3 protein-coding genes and 1 pseudogene are annotated in these 4,206 nt (G+C 69.2%); all 4 read right to left on the bottom strand.

Features of this window, described 5'->3' with window-relative positions; all coding sequences use genetic code 11:
• A partial coding sequence (locus tag JMF90_RS26740) for a TOMM precursor leader peptide-binding protein (protein ID WP_201325632.1) occupies positions 1–2,135 on the bottom strand: 2,135 nt, incomplete at its 3' end.
• A 94-nt stretch (positions 2,136–2,229) separates the two neighbouring features.
• A complete protein-coding gene (locus tag JMF90_RS26735) occupies positions 2,230–2,592 on the bottom strand; it encodes a BMA_0021/BMA_0022 family TOMM bacteriocin (RefSeq protein ID WP_006480160.1) in 363 nt (120 codons plus the stop codon).
• 16 nt (positions 2,593–2,608) lie between these two features.
• On the bottom strand, positions 2,609–2,953 hold the full coding sequence (locus JMF90_RS26730; protein WP_011548729.1) for a BMA_0021/BMA_0022 family TOMM bacteriocin: 345 nt from the start codon (positions 2,951–2,953) through the stop codon (positions 2,609–2,611).
• Between the two features lie 33 nt (positions 2,954–2,986).
• Positions 2,987–4,206: pseudogene (locus tag JMF90_RS26725) on the bottom strand (TOMM system kinase/cyclase fusion protein); the annotation flags it as partial.

The raw sequence follows: 4,206 nt of genomic DNA, 5'->3' as shown, positions 1-4,206 counted from the left end.
GGCCAGAAATGGCACAGCCCCGGTGCGATCACCTGCACCACGGACAAGCCAATGTCGGGCCGCGTCTTGTCGACGACGAGCACGTCCATGCCGGCTGCCGCGATGCGCTCGACACACTCCGCGATCACCGCCGGTAACGACGCGGCATCGGGCCGCCGCCACGTCGAAGGCGTCGTTGCCGGCATACCTGCCGCCGGATACAGAAATCCGGTCGACGAAAGCGTGTCGCGATCCCATGGATGCGGCGCATCCGCCGCGATATCGAGCAACTGGTTGACTTCGGTCAGCGCCCGCTGCACCGCGATCCGGCCATCGGGATGACAGCCGAAACCGATCGAGAAACGCCCGTCCTGCGGATTCTCCGCGAGCGCGACCACGGTCGGCACCGCGAGATCGGTCGTGATGTCGAGCGCCCATACGCGCCATCCGAACGTCGCGTATTCGTGCACGAGCGCGTCGAAATACGGATCGTCGAAACCCGCGAGATCGATGCCGGGGCGCGCGATCCGGTTGTACCACCAGATCGCGACCGCATCGCGCTCGATCAACTCGAGCATGCCTTGCAGAATCGCCTCGTCGAGGCTCGAGCCGGCGGCGCAGCCGTTCGGGTTGTGCACGCAGGCGGCCGTGGCCTGCGCGCTGTCGGGCGTTTCCGCGTAGCAGTAGCTCAGCGGCACGAGGCGACGCCGGCCGTTCACGAGCGACCACGCAGGCGTCCAGTCGATCACGTCGTGCGACGTGAAGCGCGGCGGCACCTGCTTGCGCACATCGCGAGTCAACGCGTTGATCGCGTCGCGCGCGTCGAATTGCCGTTCGCTGAACTGCTGAAGCGCGTTCACATGGATCGGCTCGGCGTCGCAGGCCGGATCGGCGCGCAGGCTGTCGAGGCTGCCGGTCACCGTCGCCTCGTCGCCCTGATACACGCTGCTGAAACGTTCGAGCGCCTCGCACAGCGCGCTGGTACGGGCCTGCTCGTCGGTGCGGCCCTTGCCGGAGCAGAGCCGGTCGAACCGGTTGCTGTCCGGCACGGCGGCCGGGCATACGAGAAAGCCCGACGCATAGACCTTGCGCAGGCCCGCGTGCCGCTTCGGCATCGGATGCAGATACGCGATCGCGCCGCTGACCGGCGAGATCAGATGCGCGTGACGCGCGAACACCTGTTGCGGATCGGCGCTCCGGTAGCCGCCGTCCGTCCGCGCCAGCGGCGCATCCCCGGCGAGTCGCGGCGCCCGCGCCGCCTGCTCGCGCATCCACGCGGGATTCCCGCAGCACGGGCATTGCGGCCGCCTGACCACGCGATGCCGTTCGACGGCCAGCGTGTCGAGTCGATGCGCAACGATGTGCGTTTGCGCACGTTCCGCGACCGCGCGGTTGGCCGCGAGCTGCTCGACCGTCGCGGCCACGAGCGCGGCCGCGGCGGCGGCGGCCGCACGCGAGGCGGCCACCGGTACACGCGTCGCGTCGCTGCCGTGATGGCGCGCCAGCAGCGCCTCGACCGGCCGGTTGACGCGCATCCAGTAGCGCACGCATTCGATGCACGGCGCCTCGGCGAGCGCGGCGCCGCCGGCCAGCAACGGTCCGATCAGCGTCTGCACGCCGCCGGTCGCCACGACGAGCAGCGCACCGCCGCGCGCCGCCACGCGGGCGGCATACGCGGCGAGATCGTCGCGGTCGTGCGTATCGACGATCGCGACGGTCAGTTCGGCCTCCTTCGCGATGCCGATACCAGCCGCGTCGAACGCGCGCCGGAGCGCCGCACCGGCCGCACCGAACGTCTCCACCGCGACCCGCAGTTGGGCCATGCGCGCGCACGCGGCGTCGCCGTCGAGCCCGGTCCGTTCGAAGAAGCCGCGCGCCGCATCGTCGGCGTGCGGTGGATCGGCGCGCACGTAGCCGCGCCGCACCAGATGATCGAGCCGCGCGAGCACGTCCCATTCGCCGAACGTGCCGGCCAGCGACGTCACGATCTCGGCAATCGTCATGCGCGCCCGCAGGCACGCGGCGATCCGCACGAAGATCGCGCCGGACAGCATCGCGCGCCTGAATTCGTCGACGACGAACAGGGTCTCGGGCCCGGCATCGAGCACGAGCAGGTGCGGCTTGAAGCGCAATACGCGCGAAAGGTCATCGAGCATGCGTCGGGTTCCGTGCGACGGGTCGGACAAACGTCGCGCGGCCCCGGGCAACCGCCCAGGGCCATGCGACGGTGCGCGGGTCGGCCGCGCCCGGTCAACAGCAGGTGAACAGGTAACACGGCCCCGCGTCGCAGTAGGCCGCGAGCGCCACGGCCTCCTCGTCCAGGTGCGTCGGCTGCTCCGGTATGCCGACCGTCATCACGTTGCGCGGCAGGTTCCAGCTCCCGCCGCCTTTCCCGTCGCTCGTCCAGCCATGATCGCCGCCCGTCTTCTCGATGTCGATGTCGATGATCCACGGGCACTGATAGCCGAAGTATTTCGCGAGCGTATCCAGCGGCCGGTCCAGCAGTTCGGCCTTGAACGCCGGGTCGCGCCACGAGAGCGCGATCGCGCGCAGATAGACCTTCTGAAACTCCAGCATCGATTCGAGCGTCGGATTAGCGTTGTCCTTTGCCATGTCGGTTTCCCCGGAGTCATTCCATGATGGTGATGTGGTCCGCGTTGTACGCAGCCAGCGCCTGCGCGAACTGCGCGTCGTCCACCGGCGCGGGCGGCAGGTACAGCGTGAGCCTGTTTTTCTGGCCGGCCGTCCAGTCGCCGTTGACGGTTGGTGTCCACTCCGACGATTTGAGCTGCACCTTCAGGTCGAGCTTGAACGGAAAGTGATAGTCGAACTGCTCGCGCAATGCGTGGACCGGATCGGCTTCGAGCTTGTCGAGAAACGCCGGCGAATGCCAGGCGAGGGCGATTGCCCGGATGACGGTCGCGCGGTATTCGAGAAACTGTTCGTACGTCGGTAATCGAAGATCCTTGCTCATCTTTATGCTCTCCTGAATGACGGTTTGAACTGCTTACGGCAACGACTGCAACGTCGCTTCGGCGAGCCTGGCGATCCGGCCCATGCCCGCCGTCGTTGCAATTTCGACTGCGCGCCGGCACGCGTCCAGCGCGGCCACGCCGCCGCAACGCGGATCGGCGCGGCGCAAGTACTCGCCCTGCTTGAGCAACAGCTGGGCTTCGTAATACCGTTCGCCGCTCGATTCGCACCAGGCGAGGCACTCCCCGATCTGCGCGAGCGCCGCGTCATAGTCGCCGCGTTCGGCATCCAGCTCGGCAAGCAGCGACGCGTAGTAGGTCAGCCCGAGCAGGCCGCCCGACTGCCGCTGTGCGTCGAGATGCGCGACGACGCCCGCGCGATCGCGTTGCGTCCATGCATGAATGATCGCGGCGTAGTGCCCGACCGCGCGCAGCCGGTGCGCATCCGCCAGCCGGAGAATCGCCTCCGACACGGCTCGCGCCGCGTCGCGGTCGCCCGCGAGCTGATGCGTGCGCGCGAGGTACATCATCGTGACGCCGAGCGTCGGCAGATGATCGAGGCAGGTCGCGCAATACACAGCCTCGCGCGCCATCGCGAGCGACGGTTGCGGATCGTCGTCCATGCACCAGCGCACGCTGGCGAGCGACGCCATCGTCCACGCACGCGTATCGAGCCCCAGGATGCGCCGGTGGCCCGCGTCGCGCCGCGCGTCGTAGCCGGCCAGCACCGCGTCGAACGCGGCACGGGCGCGCGCATAGTCGCCGTCGACCCACAGGCTCATGCCGCGCATCGCGTCCGCCGCGACCTGCACGCCCGCCTCGCCGCGCTCGGTCGCGAGCGTGTCGAGCCGCTTGCCGATCCGGCGCACGGTCGGACGGTCGCCGGCGACGTGGTAGTAGGTCGACAGCGTCCACAACGCGCTGATCTCGAGCTCCGGGTCGTCGAGCGTCCGGGTCTGCCGCAGCAACTGCTCCGCATGCTCGCGTATCTGCGGATCGGCCCAGCCGAATCGCGCCATCGTCGCGTGCGTCAACGTGGCGCGAATGCGCGCACTGTCGTGCTCGCGCTGGGCGTGATCGGCGGTCGCGAGCCAGTCGAATACGGCCTGCCCGTAGCGAATCGCGTCGTCGTATCGCGAATGTTCGAGCGCACGCCGCGCCGCGTCGATGCCTTGGGCGATCGCGTCCGCGCACGCGCCGGCGCGCGCGAAGTGCCCGGNGATCGCCGAACGGCGTGCGCCACCGGCGCCGGCGA

The organism is Burkholderia sp. E168m23 (genome assembly GCF_016586125.1).
GTDB classification, from domain to species: Bacteria; Pseudomonadota; Gammaproteobacteria; order Burkholderiales; family Burkholderiaceae; genus Burkholderia; species Burkholderia orbicola.
This window is presented reverse-complemented; position numbering and strand designations above follow the sequence as displayed.

Coding starts and splice junctions, on each gene's coding strand:
- JMF90_RS26735 (WP_006480160.1), bottom strand. CDS start 2,592: ATGGCAAAGGACAACGCTAATCCGACGCTCGAATCGATGCTGGAGTTT.
- JMF90_RS26730 (WP_011548729.1), bottom strand. CDS start 2,953: ATGAGCAAGGATCTTCGATTACCGACGTACGAACAGTTTCTCGAATAC.